Origin of the sequence: Winogradskyella eckloniae (assembly GCF_013249045.1) — a bacterium.
In the GTDB taxonomy this organism is placed as follows: Bacteria; Bacteroidota; Bacteroidia; order Flavobacteriales; family Flavobacteriaceae; genus Winogradskyella; species Winogradskyella eckloniae.
Genome location: NZ_JABRWP010000001.1, coordinates 338629 through 355431, shown reverse-complemented (window position 1 = coordinate 355431; position 16803 = coordinate 338629). Strand labels below are relative to the sequence as shown.

The 16803-nt window shown below is 32.9% G+C and carries 12 protein-coding genes; 9 read left to right on the top strand and 3 right to left on the bottom strand.

Features of this window, described 5'->3' with window-relative positions; translation table 11 throughout:
• Window positions 1–5: 5 nt before the first annotated feature.
• Both fabF and HNV08_RS01590 read right to left on the bottom strand, forming a co-directional pair.
• The gene (gene fabF, locus HNV08_RS01595; protein ID WP_173279357.1) at window positions 6–1256 is read right to left on the bottom strand and encodes a beta-ketoacyl-ACP synthase II; all 1251 of its coding nucleotides are present in this window, start codon (window positions 1254–1256) and stop codon (window positions 6–8) included.
• Between the two features lie 13 nt (window positions 1257–1269).
• On the bottom strand, window positions 1270–1503 hold the full coding sequence (locus tag HNV08_RS01590) for an acyl carrier protein (RefSeq protein WP_013750595.1): 234 nt from the start codon (window positions 1501–1503) through the stop codon (window positions 1270–1272).
• A gap of 184 nt (window positions 1504–1687) precedes the next feature.
• Between HNV08_RS01590 and purN the strand changes: the two genes are divergently transcribed.
• From purN to HNV08_RS01570, 4 genes are all read left to right on the top strand, one after another.
• Entirely contained in the window at window positions 1688–2251 is a 564-nt protein-coding gene (gene purN / locus HNV08_RS01585) for a phosphoribosylglycinamide formyltransferase (RefSeq protein WP_173279356.1), read from the top strand.
• 27 nt (window positions 2252–2278) lie between these two features.
• Complete coding sequence (locus HNV08_RS01580) at window positions 2279–2920, top strand: ribonuclease H1 domain-containing protein (protein WP_173279355.1); 642 nt, start codon at window positions 2279–2281, stop codon at window positions 2918–2920.
• Between the two features lie 80 nt (window positions 2921–3000).
• The gene (locus tag HNV08_RS01575; protein ID WP_173279354.1) at window positions 3001–3927 is read left to right on the top strand and encodes a PfkB family carbohydrate kinase; all 927 of its coding nucleotides are present in this window, start codon (window positions 3001–3003) and stop codon (window positions 3925–3927) included.
• 80 nt (window positions 3928–4007) lie between these two features.
• Window positions 4008–5906 (top strand): amidophosphoribosyltransferase, encoded by a 1899-nt coding sequence (locus HNV08_RS01570; RefSeq protein ID WP_173279353.1) that lies wholly within the window; start codon window positions 4008–4010, stop codon window positions 5904–5906.
• 505 nt (window positions 5907–6411) lie between these two features.
• Here HNV08_RS01570 and HNV08_RS01565 read toward each other — a convergent pair.
• On the bottom strand, window positions 6412–7020 hold the full coding sequence (locus HNV08_RS01565) for a superoxide dismutase (RefSeq protein ID WP_173279352.1): 609 nt from the start codon (window positions 7018–7020) through the stop codon (window positions 6412–6414).
• 115 nt (window positions 7021–7135) lie between these two features.
• Here HNV08_RS01565 and HNV08_RS01560 point away from each other — a divergent pair, with 115 nt between their 5' ends.
• The 5 genes from HNV08_RS01560 to HNV08_RS01540 all read left to right on the top strand — a co-directional run bounded on the left by HNV08_RS01560 (window position 7136) and on the right by HNV08_RS01540 (window position 16705).
• The gene (locus HNV08_RS01560; protein ID WP_173279351.1) at window positions 7136–10267 is read left to right on the top strand and encodes a UvrD-helicase domain-containing protein; all 3132 of its coding nucleotides are present in this window, start codon (window positions 7136–7138) and stop codon (window positions 10265–10267) included.
• A gap of 41 nt (window positions 10268–10308) precedes the next feature.
• The gene (gene kbl / locus HNV08_RS01555) at window positions 10309–11502 is read left to right on the top strand and encodes a glycine C-acetyltransferase (RefSeq protein WP_173279350.1); all 1194 of its coding nucleotides are present in this window, start codon (window positions 10309–10311) and stop codon (window positions 11500–11502) included.
• A gap of 124 nt (window positions 11503–11626) precedes the next feature.
• Window positions 11627–13024, top strand: a complete 1398-nt coding sequence (locus tag HNV08_RS01550) for an OmpA family protein (protein ID WP_173279349.1) — start codon at window positions 11627–11629, stop codon at window positions 13022–13024.
• 70 nt (window positions 13025–13094) lie between these two features.
• Entirely contained in the window at window positions 13095–15860 is a 2766-nt protein-coding gene (locus HNV08_RS01545) for a PD-(D/E)XK nuclease family protein (RefSeq protein WP_173279348.1), read from the top strand.
• Complete coding sequence (locus tag HNV08_RS01540; RefSeq protein WP_173279347.1) at window positions 15857–16705, top strand: alpha/beta hydrolase family protein; 849 nt, start codon at window positions 15857–15859, stop codon at window positions 16703–16705. The genes HNV08_RS01545 and HNV08_RS01540 overlap by 4 nt, the downstream gene beginning before the upstream one ends.
• Window positions 16706–16803: the final 98 nt, after the last annotated feature.

Genomic DNA, 16803 nt, shown 5'->3' with positions numbered 1-16803 from the left:
GGGACTTAGTCTAATTTTTTGAATACTACACAAGCGTTGTGACCGCCAAATCCAAATGTATTACTCATTGCTATTTTAATATCTCGTTTCTGAGGTTTATTGAGTGTTAAATTTAATTCTGGATCTATGTTTTCGTCAACCGTTTCATGGTTTATTGTTGGAGGTACAATACCATGCTGCATGGCTAAAATTGAAGCAATGGCTTCAACCGCTCCAGCAGCACCCAACAAGTGACCTGTCATAGATTTTGTAGAGTTAATATTTATATTTTTAGCATGACTGCCAAATACTTCAGATATAGCTTTTAACTCGGCTACATCACCTAATGGTGTCGATGTGCCGTGCGTATTGATATGATCTACGTCTTCAGGATTTAAGCCTGCATTTTCTAAACAATTTTTCATTACCGCAACAACACCAATTCCTTCAGGATGTGGCGCTGTCATATGATAAGCATCAGAAGACAAGCCTCCACCTACAACCTCAGCGTAGATTTTTGCTCCTCTTGCCTTTGCATGTTCATACTCTTCTAAAACAATTGCTCCTGCCCCTTCTCCTAATACAAAACCGTCACGGTTCGCATCAAAAGGTCTTGAGGCTGTTTTTGGATCTTCGTTTCGAGTACTCATAGCATGCATAGCATTAAATCCTCCCATACCTGCAATCGTAACTGCTGCTTCGCTACCACCTGTAATAATCACATCACAAGTCCCTAAACGAATAGTGTTTAGAGCATCGATCATTGAATTTGCAGAAGACGCACATGCAGATACTGTAGTATAATTAGGACCCATGAAACCATACTTTATAGATATGTTTCCAGGTGCTATATCAGCAATCATTTTTGGTATAAAACGCGGATTAAATCGAGGCGATCCGTCACCAGCGGCAAAATTTAACACTTCTTCTTGAAATGTTTCTAAACCACCAATACCAGCTCCCCAAATTACTCCGACTCTTAATTTGTTTATTGCTTCTAGATCTAGTTTTGAATCTGCGATTGCTTCATCAGAAGCCACCATTGCATATTGCGAAAACTTATCCATTTGTCGTGCTAACTTTCTATCAATAAAGTCAGTAACTTCGAAGTTTTTTATTTCACAAGCGAATTTTGTTTTGAACTTCTCAGCATCAAAATGCGTGACAGGTGCGGCACCACTTTTACCGCTAATAAGAGCATTCCAATATTCATCTTTGGTATTTCCTATTGGTGTAAGTGCACCTAAACCCGTAACAACGACTCGCTTTAATTCCATAAAAATAAAGTTATTATTTTGCTTCTTCTATGTAAGAAACAGCTTGACCAACTGTTGCAATATTCTCAGCTTGATCATCTGGGATTTGAATATCAAATTCTTTTTCAAATTCCATTATTAATTCAACAGTGTCTAATGAATCCGCTCCTAAATCGTTTGTGAAGCTAGCTTCAGTTACAACCTCGTTTTCATCAACACCTAATTTATCTACGATAATCGCTTTTACTCTTGATGCAATGTCTGACATAATTTTTTAAATTTAAGTTTTAATTAGATGGCAAAAATAAAAAACTTTATTTGAATTTTCATCTTTACCGTTAAAATGTGTTTTTAATTTTAGTAAAAATAAAGATAAAGTATTTGGTTTTTGCTACTAATTGTTAATTATTATTCTTTTTTTTGTTTGAATAATAGAAGAAATATACCTGTAAATGAAACGTATTGTAATTTTTGCGTCCGGAAGTGGCTCTAATGCTGAAAATTTAATTAAGTTTTTTCACAACAGCGATAAGGCGTCTGTTACTCAAGTACTAACTAACAATCCTCATGCCAAAGTATTAGATCGCTGTAAAAAACTAAATGTCAGTGCATTATCATTTAACAGAATGGCTTTTTCAAAGACTAACGACGTCTTAAATATTCTAAAATCTACGCAACCAGATCTCATTATACTTGCAGGTTTTTTATGGAAATTCCCAGAATTTATAATAGAAGAATATAAAAATAAAGTCATAAATATCCACCCAGCGCTCTTACCTAAATATGGTGGAAAAGGCATGTATGGTAAATATGTCCATGAAGCTGTAGTAAAAAATAAAGAAGAAGAAACAGGTATTACCATACATTACGTGAATGAAAATTATGACGAAGGCGCTATAATTTTTCAAGAAAAATGTAAGGTTTTGCCTACTGATTCTGCCGAAGATGTCGCAGAAAAGATTCATTTGCTAGAAATGGAACATTTTCCAATAGTGGTCAATACATTATTAAACTAAGATTCTACAACCGGTAGAAACGCGAAAATGAATACTAAAAAGAAAAAATATTACACCGTTTGGAAAGGTCATAAAACCGGCGTCTTTGAAAAGTGGAAAGATTGTAAAGCACAAATAAAGGACTTTCCAGGCGCGCAATACAAATCATTTTCTACATTAGAAGCTGCAAAAACTGCTTTAAAAGGGAATTACTATGATTATATAGGAAAATCAAAATCTTTTAAAAGTGACCTTTCTGAAGCAGATTTAAAAAAAATAGGTCAACCCAATTACAATTCCATTTCAGTAGATGCCGCCTCAAGTGGAAATCCTGGCATTATGGAATATAGAGGTGTAGATACTAAAACAAAAAAACAGTTATTTATTCAAGGACCTTTTAAAGAAGGCACCAATAATATTGGGGAATTTTTAGCTTTAGTTCACGGATTAGCATTTTTAAAACAACATAAAAGTGATCGAATTATATATACGGACTCGAGAACAGCAATGAGTTGGGTACGCAAAAAAACATGTAATTCAAAAATAGAGCGAAACACTAAAAACCAACCTGTTTTTGATTTGGTAGAGCGTGCAGAACAATGGTTAAAAGCCAATGAGTATACTACAACTATAGTAAAATGGGAAACCAAAGCATGGGGAGAAATTCCTGCTGATTTTGGAAGGAAATAGTACACTTTAGCTTTATGAAATTAAGTATTTCACAAGGAATATATTTTACGTAAATTTGCAACTTAATTCAAACTTAGGTAATGAGTAAATTAGTGATTGTAGGTACTGTGGCATTTGATGCTATTGAAACCCCTTTTGGAAAAACCGATAAAATCCTTGGAGGAGCAGCAACATATATTGGTTTATCAGCTTCAAACTTTAATGTCGATGCTGCTGCAGTTTCTGTCGTTGGTGGTGACTTTCCGCAAGCGTATTTAGACCTTTTACAAAATAGAAATATTGATATAGAAGGAATAGAAATTGTAAAAGACGGAAAAACATTTTTCTGGAGTGGTAAATACCACAATGACATGAATTCTCGTGACACTTTGGTTACAGAGCTTAATGTGCTAGAACATTTTAATCCAATTGTACCAGAAAACTATAAAGACTCAGAAGTGGTAATGCTAGGCAACCTGCATCCACTTGTACAACAAGGTGTTCTTGATCAAATGACTAAAAAACCAAAATTAGCCATTTTAGACACCATGAATTTTTGGATGGATATTGCCCTTGATGATTTACTTTCTGTAATTAAGAATGTAGATGTAATAACAATAAATGATGAAGAAGCAAGGCAACTAACAGGAGAATACTCTTTAGTAGTTGCAGCCAGAAAGATCCATGCTATGGGACCAAAATATGTAGTCATCAAAAAAGGTGAACATGGCGCATTATTATTTCATGATGATAATGTATTCTACGCACCTGCACTTCCATTAGAAGAAGTTTTTGACCCAACAGGAGCAGGTGATACATTTGCAGGAGGCTTTGCTGGATATCTAGCTAAAACTGGCGACTTTTCTTTTGAAAACATGAAAAACGCTGTTATATACGGTTCTACTTTAGCATCGTTTTGTGTTGAAAAATTTGGAACAGAGCGTATGCAGAATTTAACCGATAAAGAAATTTACAAACGATTAGACCAATTTAAGAGTCTAACACAATTTGATATAGAATTAAGTTAAAAAAACGCGCTCAAAATTGAGCGCGTTTTTTTATTCCAAAATTACTTTGAACGAACACTAACAATAGGAGATAACACAACATGAGCGATGCTTTAAAACATGAATGCGGAATTGCACTCATTAGACTTTTAAAACCCTTAGAATATTATAAAGAAAAGTATGGAAGTGCTTTTTATGGCGTTAACAAGATGTATTTAATGATGGAAAAACAGCACAACCGTGGACAAGATGGTGCTGGTTTTGCTAGTATAAAATTAGATACCAAACCTGGAGAACGCTATATCAGTCGTGTACGATCTATTGCTCAACAACCTATTCAAGATATTTTTGCTCAAATAAATGATCGTATAAATAATGAATTAACAAAAAACGATGCCTACCAAGATAATGTAGAATTACAAAAACGACATATTCCGTACATAGGAGAAGTGCTGTTAGGCCATGTACGATATGGGACATTTGGTAAAAATAGTGTAGAAAGTGTACACCCTTTTTTAAGGCAAAACAATTGGATGCACAGAAACCTAATCGTCGCTGGTAATTTTAACATGACAAATGTTAATGAGCTCTTTGATAATTTAATAGATCTAGGACAACACCCAAAAGAAAAGGCAGACACCATTACTGTAATGGAAAAAATTGGGCACTTTTTAGATGATGCAGTTTCTAAAATATACAGAGACCTAAAAAAGGAAGGATATAATAAAAACGAATGTTCTCCTTTAATAGCAGAACGCTTAAAGGTTAGTAAAATACTAAAACGTGCAGCAAAAAATTGGGATGGAGGTTATGCTATGGCAGGTTTATTAGGTCATGGTGATTCTTTTGTATTAAGAGATCCATCTGGTATAAGACCAGCTTACTATTATAAAGATGATGAAATTGTGGTTGTAGCTTCAGAACGTCCTGTTATACAAACTGTCTTTAATGTTCCATTTGAGTCTGTAAAAGAACTAGAACCAGGCCATGCAATTATTACCAAAAAATCTGGAACCACTAAAATTAAAAAAATACTAGAGCCATACGAACGTAAGGCTTGTTCCTTTGAACGCATCTATTTTTCTAGAGGTAGTGATGCAGAAATCTACCAAGAGCGTAAAAAGCTTGGTCGCTTATTAATGCCAAAAGTGTTAGATGCTATTGATAATGATACCAAGAATACCGTATTTTCATACATACCAAATACAGCGGAAACTTCTTTTTTTGGTATGATAGAAAGTGTAGAAGATCATCTTAACGAAAAGAAAACGAAGTCCATATTAAGTGGAGGCGGAAAATTGTCTGCAGAAAAGGTTACTGAGATTTTATCTGAATTTCCTAGAATTGAAAAAATCGCCATTAAAGATGTTAAATTAAGAACATTTATCACAGAAGATAGCAGTAGAGATGATTTAGTGGCACATGTTTATGACGTTACCTATGGTGTTATACAACCATCAGATAATTTAGTTATAATCGATGATAGTATTGTAAGAGGAACCACATTAAAAAAGAGTATCATTAAAATGATGGACCGATTAAATCCTAAGAAGATTATTGTTGTGTCCTCTGCGCCACAAATTAGATATCCAGACTGCTATGGGATTGATATGGCCAATCTAGAGTCCTTGATTGCCTTTAGAGCGGCATTAGAATTATTAAAGGACAACGATCTATATCATATCGTAGAGGATGTATATAAAAAATGTATTTCTCAAGTCAACCTAAAAGATGTTAATGTTGTTAACTATGTAAAAGAAATCTATGACAACTTTACGGACGAACAAATTTCGGATAAGATTTCAGAATTACTAAGTGATCACACCATAAAAGCTGAAGTAAAAATAATTTTCCAATCTGTTGATAACTTACATAAGGCGTGCCCAAAAAACTTAGGAGATTGGTATTTTACAGGTACTTATCCTACACCAGGAGGCAACAGAGTTGTTAACAGAGCATTTATTAATTTTTACGAAGGAAACAAAGAACGCGCGTACTAAACCCAAACTGAAATGGCATTTTATCCGATAAAATAGTTGTTTTATCCAAAAAAAATGCATTTCATCCAATATTTGCGTTCGTTTCAACAAATAAAATATACATTGGTACCACCATAACATAAGTAGGTTAAGTTCATGGTAGATTTGGGGCAAAAAAAGGTGAACAATGTTCACCTTTTTTTATGGACCAATTTTAAACTCTATATTTTACATCTCCTTTATTTTTCACTTATCAGCAGCCAATCCGAATGCTTTCCACGCTTAGACTAATTTATAGGTCGTTTGTCCAAAAAATTGATTGTATAGCTATTGTCCTCTTATATTTGACCCACCATAACATAAGTAGGTTAAGTTTATGGTAGATTTGGGGCAAAAAGGATGAACAACTGTTCATCCTTTTTCATGTTTAATAGTCAGAGACTTCAAATATTAAAAACAAAAAAACCGAGCCATATTTTGACTCGGTTTTTTTATCTACAAAATTAAATACCTGTAGAAAACTATATTATTTCGCCTCAGCGTATCTTCTTTCTACTTCATTCCAGTTAATAACATTAAAAAATGCTTCAATATAATCTGGCCTTCTGTTTTGGTAGTTTAAGTAATAAGCGTGTTCCCAAACGTCTAAACCTAAAATTGGTGTACCTTCACAAGAAACACCTGGCATTAAAGGATTATCTTGGTTTGGTGTAGAGCAAACTTCTACCTTACCACCTTTATGAACACATAACCATGCCCAACCAGAACCAAATTGTGTTGCTGCTGCCTTAGAAAAAGCATCTTTAAAGGCGTCAAAAGAACCAAATTCTGCTTCTATAGCATCTTTTAGATCACCTGATAAACGTCCTTTACCTTCTGGATTCATAACCTCCCAAAATAATGAGTGATTATAAAAACCTCCTCCATTATTTCTAACGCCAGAATTGCTCATATCTAAATTTGATAAAATATCTTCAATTGATTTTCCATCAAGATCTGTTCCTTCTATTGCGGCATTTAATTTATTAGTATACCCTTGGTGATGCTTAGAGTAATGAATCTCCATAGTACGTGCATCAATATTTGGTTCTAAAGCGTCGTATGCATATTTTAATTTCGGTAATTCGAAAGCCATAATTGTATTGTTTTATATTGGTTAATTAATTCTTTAATCCCAAATTTACAATTTTGTCTGCTATTTTCTCTTAATAAACTATTAAGATTCGCTATTTTGCTATAAAAATTTTCTCTTGCAAAAACCGACCTATAAAATATATAATGCATCTGCTGGAAGTGGAAAAACATTTACACTTGCAAAATCGTACCTTAAAATACTAATTCAGTCTAAACGTTATGACCAGTTTAAGTCTATTTTAGCTATAACATTCACAAACAAAGCTGTTGGTGAAATGAAGGAACGCATCATTGATATGCTACATGCTTTTTCATCAGAAAAAACGCTGAGTCAACCTCACCCTATGTTTGTTGCTATTTGCGAAGAATTAAAAATTTCGCCTGAGTATCTCCACAATAAATCCATACATATTTTAAAGCATATTATTCATAATTATGGTGCTTTTGATATTTCTACAATAGACGGATTTACTCATAGAGTGATACGAACGTTTGCGCACGATTTAAAATTACCAGTGAATTTTGAAGTTGAACTCGACCAAGATCGCTTGCTAAATGAAGCTGTAGACAGTCTTATTGCAAAAGCTGGAAACGACAAAACCTTAACTCAGGTATTAATAAATTTCGCTATTGAGAAAACAGATGAAGACAAAAGCTGGGATATTAGTTTTGACTTCAACAAGATTGCTAAACTATTAGTTAATGAAAATGATCTTTTAGCTCTAAATAGTTTTAAAGAAAAAACACTAAGCGATTTTAAAACTCTAAAACAACAATTATCAAAAGAAATCCTTCAAATTGAAGACAACATTGTAACTATAGCTAGCTCTGCCTTATCACTAATTGAAGAATCAGGTTTACAAATCAACGATTTTGACAGAAGTTTGTTACCTAAATATTTTGAAAAATTAAAAGGTAAAGTATTTACAGTTGGTTTTGATACGGTTTGGCAAAATAAATTAATTGAAGGACTTGCCATTTATCCTAAACGTGTTTCTGGCGATGTGGCCTCAACTATTGAAAGTATTCAACCACAATTGGCTAAAGATTTCCTCGCTTCAAAAGCTTCAATTTTTGAATTAAAACTAAAAAAAGGTTTATATAAAAACATCACTCCTCTTTCTGTTTTAAACGCCATAAAAAACGAGTTAGACATTTTAAAATCTGAACAAAATAAAATGTTGATTTCTGAATTTAATACCATTATAAGTAAAGAAATAAAAAATCAACCTACACCATTTATTTACGAACGTTTGGGTGAAAAATTTAAACATTACTTTATAGATGAGTTTCAAGACACCTCCAAAATGCAGTGGGAAAACTTAGTGCCTTTATTAGACAATGCACTTTCTTCGGCTAACGGAAGTACAATGTTGGTTGGTGATGCTAAGCAAGCCATATACCGATGGCGTGGTGGCGAAGCCGAACAATTTATTAAACTTTATAATAAGGTTGATAACCCGTTTCAAATAGAAGCAGAGGTCTTACCTCTAGACACCAACTACAGAAGTGCAAAAGCTATAATAGAATTCAATAATTCATTTTTTGAATTCCTTAGTGAAACCGCTTTCATTAATGAGACTTACGCAGACCTTTTTAAAAAAGCGAAACAGAATACCAACAATGCTTCAGAAGGCTATGTGAATCTTAATTTTTTAGATATTAAAAATGGAGACGATAGTTATGAATTATATGCGACTGAGGTTTTAAAGACCATACAGCAATGTCAAGAAAACGGCTTTCCATTATACGACATCTGTATTTTGGTTAGAAAACGAAAAGAAGGTTTGGCCATCGCAAATTACTTAAACGAAAATGGTATAAAAATTACCTCTTCAGATACGTTACTTTTAAAAAATTCAGACAAGGTAAACTTTATCAATTCATTTTTAAAGTTACTAATTCAACCTACAAATGACAATTTAAAAATTGACGTGCTTTCGTTTCTCGCGGAACAGCACCAACCTAAAGATAAACATGAATTTTTTAAAACCTATATCAAAGGTTCTTTAGATGAATTGTTTATTCAACTGCAACAATTAAATATTTACATTGATAAAAACCAATGTCTTCAATTACCACTATTTGAGTTAGTAGAACATGTGATTCGATTATTCAATTTAAATTCCACGTCAGACGCTTACCTTCAATTTTATTTAGATGTGGTTCTAGAATTTACACAAAAGCAACATACAGACATTTCTGGCTTTATAAATTATTTCGAATCTAAAGCCGACAAACTAAGTGTGGTGACACCAGAAAAAATGAATGCGGTTCAAATTTTGACGATTCATAAATCTAAGGGTTTAGAATTTCCTGTTGTGATTTTTCCATATGCAGATCTTGATCTTTACAAAGAAATAGATTCCAAAATTTGGTTTCCTGTTAAACCTGAAAATTACAACGGTTTTAACACCTTATTATTAAGTTCATATAAAGACGTAGAACATTTTGGGGATAAAGGCGCTGAAATTTACAATATACACAGGTCCCAATTAGAATTAGACAATTTTAATTTGTTGTATGTGACCTTAACTAGAGCTGTTGAGCAATTGTATATTATTTCAAAAAAAGATATAAATTCAAAAGGTGAATTTAATAAAAAAACCTACGCTGGCAATTTTATAAACTTCTTGATTAATGATAACAAATGGAACGACAGCCAATTAAATTACAGTTATGGCAGGTTACAACCCAATGCACGTCAAACAGAAACTGAAACAGCATCTAGTCCACTAAAGTTAATTTCAGTGGCTAAAGAAGACCATAATTTAAATATTGTAACGAAATCTGGATTGCTTTGGGATACCCAACAAGAAGCAGCTATTGAACGTGGTAACTTGGTACATCTTGTTTTATCTAAAATTAAAACGGAAGAAGATGTGGACAAAGCATTTAAAGATTTACTAGTTTCGGGAAATATTACCTCAGACCATAGTGAATCTTTAAAAGATCAAGTTTTAGATATTATCAATCACCCTAAATTAGCACAGTATTACAATACAGGTTTTAAAATCTATAATGAACGCGATATTATAACACAAACAGGCCAACTTTTAAGGCCAGATCGCTTAAATATCAATTCCAATAACGACGTCATTATTATAGATTATAAAACAGGAGATGCAAAAGCGTTTCATGCCAATCAACTTCAAGCTTATGAAACAGTATTACATGCAATGCACTTTAACGTCACTCACAAATTATTAGTGTATATAAATGATACAATTGAAGTTCTCGAAGTCTAATTATTCATAGTACCTTTGCAAAACAATCAAAATTTACAACCATGTACAGAAACATAAAAAATCACTTACAAGAAGAAATAGAATCTATAAAAGAAGCTGGTCTTTTTAAGCAAGAGCGTATTATTACTTCTCCACAAGGTGCTGAAATCACCTTAAATACTGGACAAAACGTGCTAAATTTTTGCGCTAATAATTATTTGGGATTGTCTTCGCATCCCGAAGTTATCCAAGCAGCAAAAGACACTATGGACACACATGGTTTTGGGATGTCTTCTGTCCGTTTTATTTGTGGCACGCAAGATATACATAAAACGTTAGAACAAAAGATAGCCGATTTTTATGGCACAGAAGACACTATCTTATACGCAGCAGCTTTTGATGCTAATGGTGGTGTTTTTGAACCGCTTTTAACTAAGGAAGATGCTATAATTTCAGATTCTTTAAACCATGCTTCAATTATTGATGGTGTAAGATTATGTAAAGCAGCAAGATATCGTTACCAAAATAATGATATGGCAGATTTAGAAACACAATTAATTGCGGCCAATGCCAATGGTGCACGTTTCAAAATTATTGTAACGGATGGTGTGTTTTCTATGGATGGTTTAGTAGCTCCATTAGATGAAATTTGTGATCTCGCAGATAAATATGATGCTATGGTCATGATAGATGAATGTCACGCCACTGGTTTTATTGGAGCAACAGGAATCGGAACATTAGAAGAGAAGGGTGTTTTAGGCAGAATAGATATCATTACCGGAACCTTAGGAAAAGCAATGGGTGGCGCAATGGGTGGATATACTACCGCTAAAAAAGAAATTATAGAACTCTTACGTCAACGGTCGCGTCCTTATTTATTTTCAAACTCTTTAGCACCAGCGATTGTAGGTGCATCCATAAAAGTGTTTGATATGTTAAAAAATGACACCTCTTTAAGAGATAAAGTAGAATGGAATACCAAATATTTCAAAAAAGGTATGAAAGATGCTGGTTTTGATATTGTCGATGGAGACTCTGCCATTGTACCAGTAATGCTCTATGACGCCAAACTATCTCAAAATATGGCAAATATGCTCCTAGAAGAAGGCATTTATGTCATTGGCTTCTTTTACCCAGTAGTACCAAAAGAAAAAGCAAGAATTAGAGTACAATTATCAGCCGCACATAATAAAGAACAACTAGACCAAGCTATAGCAGCCTTTATAAAAGTAGGAAAGTCATTGAAAGTAATTTAAAACAGATGCAAACATGAAATATTAAGGTATAATAGCAATAATTTTATATATTTTGTTTTGTTAATAACATTTAACAACTTACTTTTGCGTTTAATTAACACTTAAAATTTAAATTAATTAGAATATGAAAAATCTTAGCAGATTATTTTTTGTTGCCGTGCTTATTGCAAGTTTTAGCACTTCTAATGCTCAAGACAAAAACAATCCATGGGCTATAACAGTTGGAGCTAACGCTGTTGACTTTTATCCAGTTGGAGAAGATGCTCCACAAGGAGATTATTTTGACGAGTACTTTAATGTAGAGGATCACTGGAATGTATTCCCATCACTTTCTACAATTTCTGTTTCAAGATACCTAAGTGATGGATTCACGTTCACAGCTACAGGTTCTTTAAATAAAATTGACAAAATTGGTTCTTTTAGTGATGCAACTACAGGAGTAGAAACAACTAACTCTGTAGATGACTTAAGCTATTACGGTTTAGATGGTAGAGTATCATACAGTTTAATGGAAGTAATTAACTCTAAAATAATTGACCCTTATGTAGGTCTTGGAGGTGGTTACACTTGGTTAGACGATTCTGGAGCTGGTACATTAAATGGTACTTTAGGTTTCAACGTATGGCTTTCTGAGCAAGTAGGTATTAATTTACAATCTACGTACAAGCACGCTTTTGAAAATAGCACAAACAAACATTTCCAACATTCAGTTGGTATTACATTTAAGTTTGGTGGTACTGACACTGATGGTGATGGTATTTATGACAAAGATGATGCTTGTCCTGAAGAAGCTGGATTAGAAATTTTTAACGGTTGTCCTGATTCTGATAACGATGGTATCCAAGATTCTAAAGATGATTGTCCTAACACTGCTGGTTTAGCAGAATTTAACGGTTGTCCTGATTCTGATGGTGACGGTGTAATGGATAAAGATGATGCTTGTCCTGAAGTAGCTGGTTTAAAAACTTTAGCTGGTTGTCCTGATGCTGATGGTGACGGTGTAGCTGATAAAGATGACAAATGTGCTAATGAAGCAGGTCCTGCTGCTAACAACGGATGTCCTTGGCCTGATACAGATGGTGATGGTATCTTAGATAAAGACGATAAGTGTCCTAGCGAAGCTGGTACAGCTGCAAATAACGGTTGTCCTGAAGTTAAGCCAACTGAAGAAGTAATGAAGACTTTAAATGAATATGCAAGAACAATCTTATTCCAGTCTGGTAAAGCTAGTTTCCAAAAGTCTACTGACCAAGTATTACAAGCGATGACAGCGATTTTAAAGGAGTATCCTCAAGCTGATTTCTCAATTGAAGGTCACACAGATAGTCAAGGTCCTAAATTAAGTAACCAAGCATTATCTGAAAGAAGAGCAAATGCAGTTAGAGATTATTTAATTTCTAATGGTATTAGCGCTGAGAGATTAACTTCTGCTGGTTTCGGAGAAGATTCTCCAATAGCTAACAACAAAACAGCTGCAGGTAGAAAAGAAAACAGACGTGTTGAAGTGAAGTTGAAAAACTAATCACAAACAAACACTCTAAAATATTGCACAAAAACGCTCCGATTCTCGGAGCGTTTTTTATTTTTATAACATGATAAGTTTTATAAAATCAGTATTACTAGATCTTCAAAAAAAGAATTACAATCTAGCAGAATTACAATTTATACTTCCCAGTAAACGTGCTGGTGTTTTTCTTAAACATCACCTTTCTACATTAATAGACACCCCTATTTTTACTCCAAAAATTCTAAGTATAGAAGAGTTTATAGAACAGTTAGCTGACTTGCAGACATTACCCAATACTGATCTATTATTTAGACTTTATGAAACATATCAACATATCACTGATGAAAATGACCAAGAATCATTTGAATCCTTCACAAAATGGGCTCCCATTTTAATACAAGATTTTAATGAAATTGATCGTTATCTCATTTCACCAGAGCATATATTTGATTACCTAACCGACATTCAAATACTAAATCATTGGTCTTTAGAAACCAATCAAACTGAACTTATTGCCAATCATTTAAAATTTTGGAAACGTCTCAAATATTATTACAAGCATTTTACAGAACAACTTATTGAAACAAAGCAAGGGTATCAAGGTTTAATCTACAGAACAGCAGTTGACAATCTTGAATCTTATATAGAAAATATAAACTTAAAAACTCATGTCTTCCTAGGTTTTAATGCACTTAATACCTCAGAATCTACAATCATACAACGCATACTTACAAAACTATCTGCTCATATCTATTGGGATATCGACAAGACATTTATAGACGATAGTATTCATGACGCTGGCGCTTTTACAAGACAACATAGGACAACATGGGATTACTTTAAAACACATCCTTTCAATTGGATCACTGACCATTACTCTCAACCACAAAAAAACATACAAATTGTTGGTGTACCAAAACTGGTAGGACAGGCCAAATACATTGGTGACATATTAGAAAAATTAACACGTGGCAAGCAAAATCTATCCGATATTGCAGTAGTACTTGGAGAAGAACAACTTTTATTACCTGTATTAAATTCTATTCCAAAGGATATAAAAAAACTGAACGTAACCATGGGATTGCCCTTACAATTTGCACCATTGGCTTCGTTTTTTGATCATTTATTTACCATACACAAAAACAACCCTAAACAATTTTATTATAAAGACATAATAGGTATACTTTCACACCCTTCTGTTTATCCATTATTTGAAACCAACACCACTAATTGTGCTGGTGATATCATAGCTCATATTCAAAAAAATAATATCGTATATCTTAACAACCTTGAGATTAAGCAAATTGTTAATTTGCATTTAGACCATATAGACCTACTTTTTAAATCTTGGAACAATCAACCCGATTTAGCGCTAGAACAATGTCATCAACTCATTTTTAAAATGAAATCTAATTTTGAAAATGACAAACTAAACCATAACCTCGAACTTGAATATCTCTATAGATTTAACACCTTATTTAATCAGCTCACGGCCTTAAATAACCAATATAGATACCTCAACTCTATAGATGCTTTACAATCTATTTACAAAGAATTATTAGCTTCAGAAACTTTAGACTTTAAAGGTGAACCATTAGAAGGACTTCAAATTATGGGTATGTTAGAATCTCGTGTTTTAGACTTTGAAACTGTAATTATTAGTTCTGTAAACGAAGGGATTTTACCCTCAGGTAAAACAAATAATTCATTTATTCCATTCGATTTAAAAATAGAAAACAAATTACCAACTTATATAGAAAAAGATGCTGTATATACGTATCATTTTTATAGACTATTACAGCGTGCAAAAAATGTTTACATACTCTATAACACCGAAGTTGATGCCTTAAAAGGTGGTGAAAAAAGTAGATTTATTACACAATTAGAAATAGAAAACTTACATAACATACAACACAAAGTTAGTTCGCCAACAGTTCCAATTATAGATCAAAAACGCATTGAAATCACAAAAACACCAACGGTAATTGAAGAATTAAAAATACTATCTAACAAAGGCTATTCTCCTTCATCATTAACTAACTATATTAGAAATCCTATAGACTTTTATTACGAAAAAGTATTGGGCATTACAGCTTTTGAAGACGTTGAAGAAAACATTGCAGCCAATACTTTAGGGTCTGTAATACATAATACATTAGAAGATTTCTACAAACCCTTAGAAGGGTCAATATTAACTATTGAACATCTTAAAACGTTTAAAAAACAAACAAAAAACACGGTTACAAGGCACTTTGAAGCGCTATACAATAAAGATGGTTTTTCTAAAGGTAAAAGCCTTATTATTTTTGAAATTACCCAACGTTACATCTCTAATTTTCTTGATCAAGAAATACAAAGCATTAAAAATGGTAACGAAATAAAAATAATTTCAATTGAAGCTGATGAACAAATTGAAATAAAAATCAAAGATCTAGACTTTCCTGTTAAACTCAAAGGAAAGGTAGATCGCGTAGATATGTTTAATGGAATGCCTAGAGTTATTGATTATAAATCAGGTAAAGTACAGAAATCTCATGTAGAAATTGTAGACTGGGAAGACCTTACTACAGATTATGATAAGTACAGTAAATCTTTTCAGATCTTATGTTATGCTTACATGATGAAAAAACAAAATCGTTTAGAGTTACCTATAGAAGCTGGTATTATTTCATTTAAAAACCTTAAAGGTGGTCTCTTAAAATTCGGAATAAAAACCAGGCCAAATTCACAATCTTCAGATCAACTAATTACACAAGAGACTTTAGATAATTTTGAAATTGAACTTAAAAAACTAATTACTGAAATTTGCGACCCTAAGCTTAATTTTATTGAAAAAGAACTTGACTCATGACGATTGATAAAAACATAATTCTAACAAGAGATGGCAAAAAACCAATTTTAATTGATGCGTTTTATTCTAATGAAATAGATAATCAACCCATTGTAATTTTTTGCCATGGTTACAAAGGTTTTAAAGATTGGGGCAGTTGGAATCTTATGGCAGAAACCTTTTCTAAATTAGGATTTTGTTTTATAAAATTCAATTTTTCGCATAATGGTGGTACCATGGAAAACCCTATTGATTTTCCAGATTTAGATGCTTTCGGTAATAATAATTACACTAAAGAACTCGATGACTTAGCAGATATTATCACATGGGTTAAAGACCATTTCAAAGCGCATTCTAAAATTAATACAAAACATATAACATTAATTGGTCATAGTCGTGGAGGTGGTATTTCAATACTAAAGGCTGCTGAGGATGATAGAATTACTAATCTTATTACTTTAGCAAGTGTAAGTGATTTTGCTAAACGCACAGCAACTATTGGCAATTTAGAAGCATGGAAACACAACGGTGTTACGTACATTGTAAACGGAAGAACTAAACAACAAATGCCGCATTACTATCAGTTTTATCAAGATTTCATAATCCATAAAGCGCGTTTAGATATAGAATCTGCAACAAAACGATTATCTATTCCGCATTTAATAATTCACGGTTCTAATGATACTTCTGTAAAACTAGAAGAAGGGAAAGCACTTCATAAATGGAATTCTAATAGTGAATTAAAAATAATAAATAACGCGGACCACGTCTTTAATACAAAACACCCTTGGGATAAAGACCAACTCACAACAGCGTTGTTAGAAACAATTAATGCCTGTGTAGCATTTCTACAAAAACAAAATTGAGTAGCATTTGAAAATTAGATAAGCACGTCCTTATTTTTTAAATAGACCACTTTTAAAAAGCATGAACTCAAGATGCTTTTATTATCTATTATAGATCT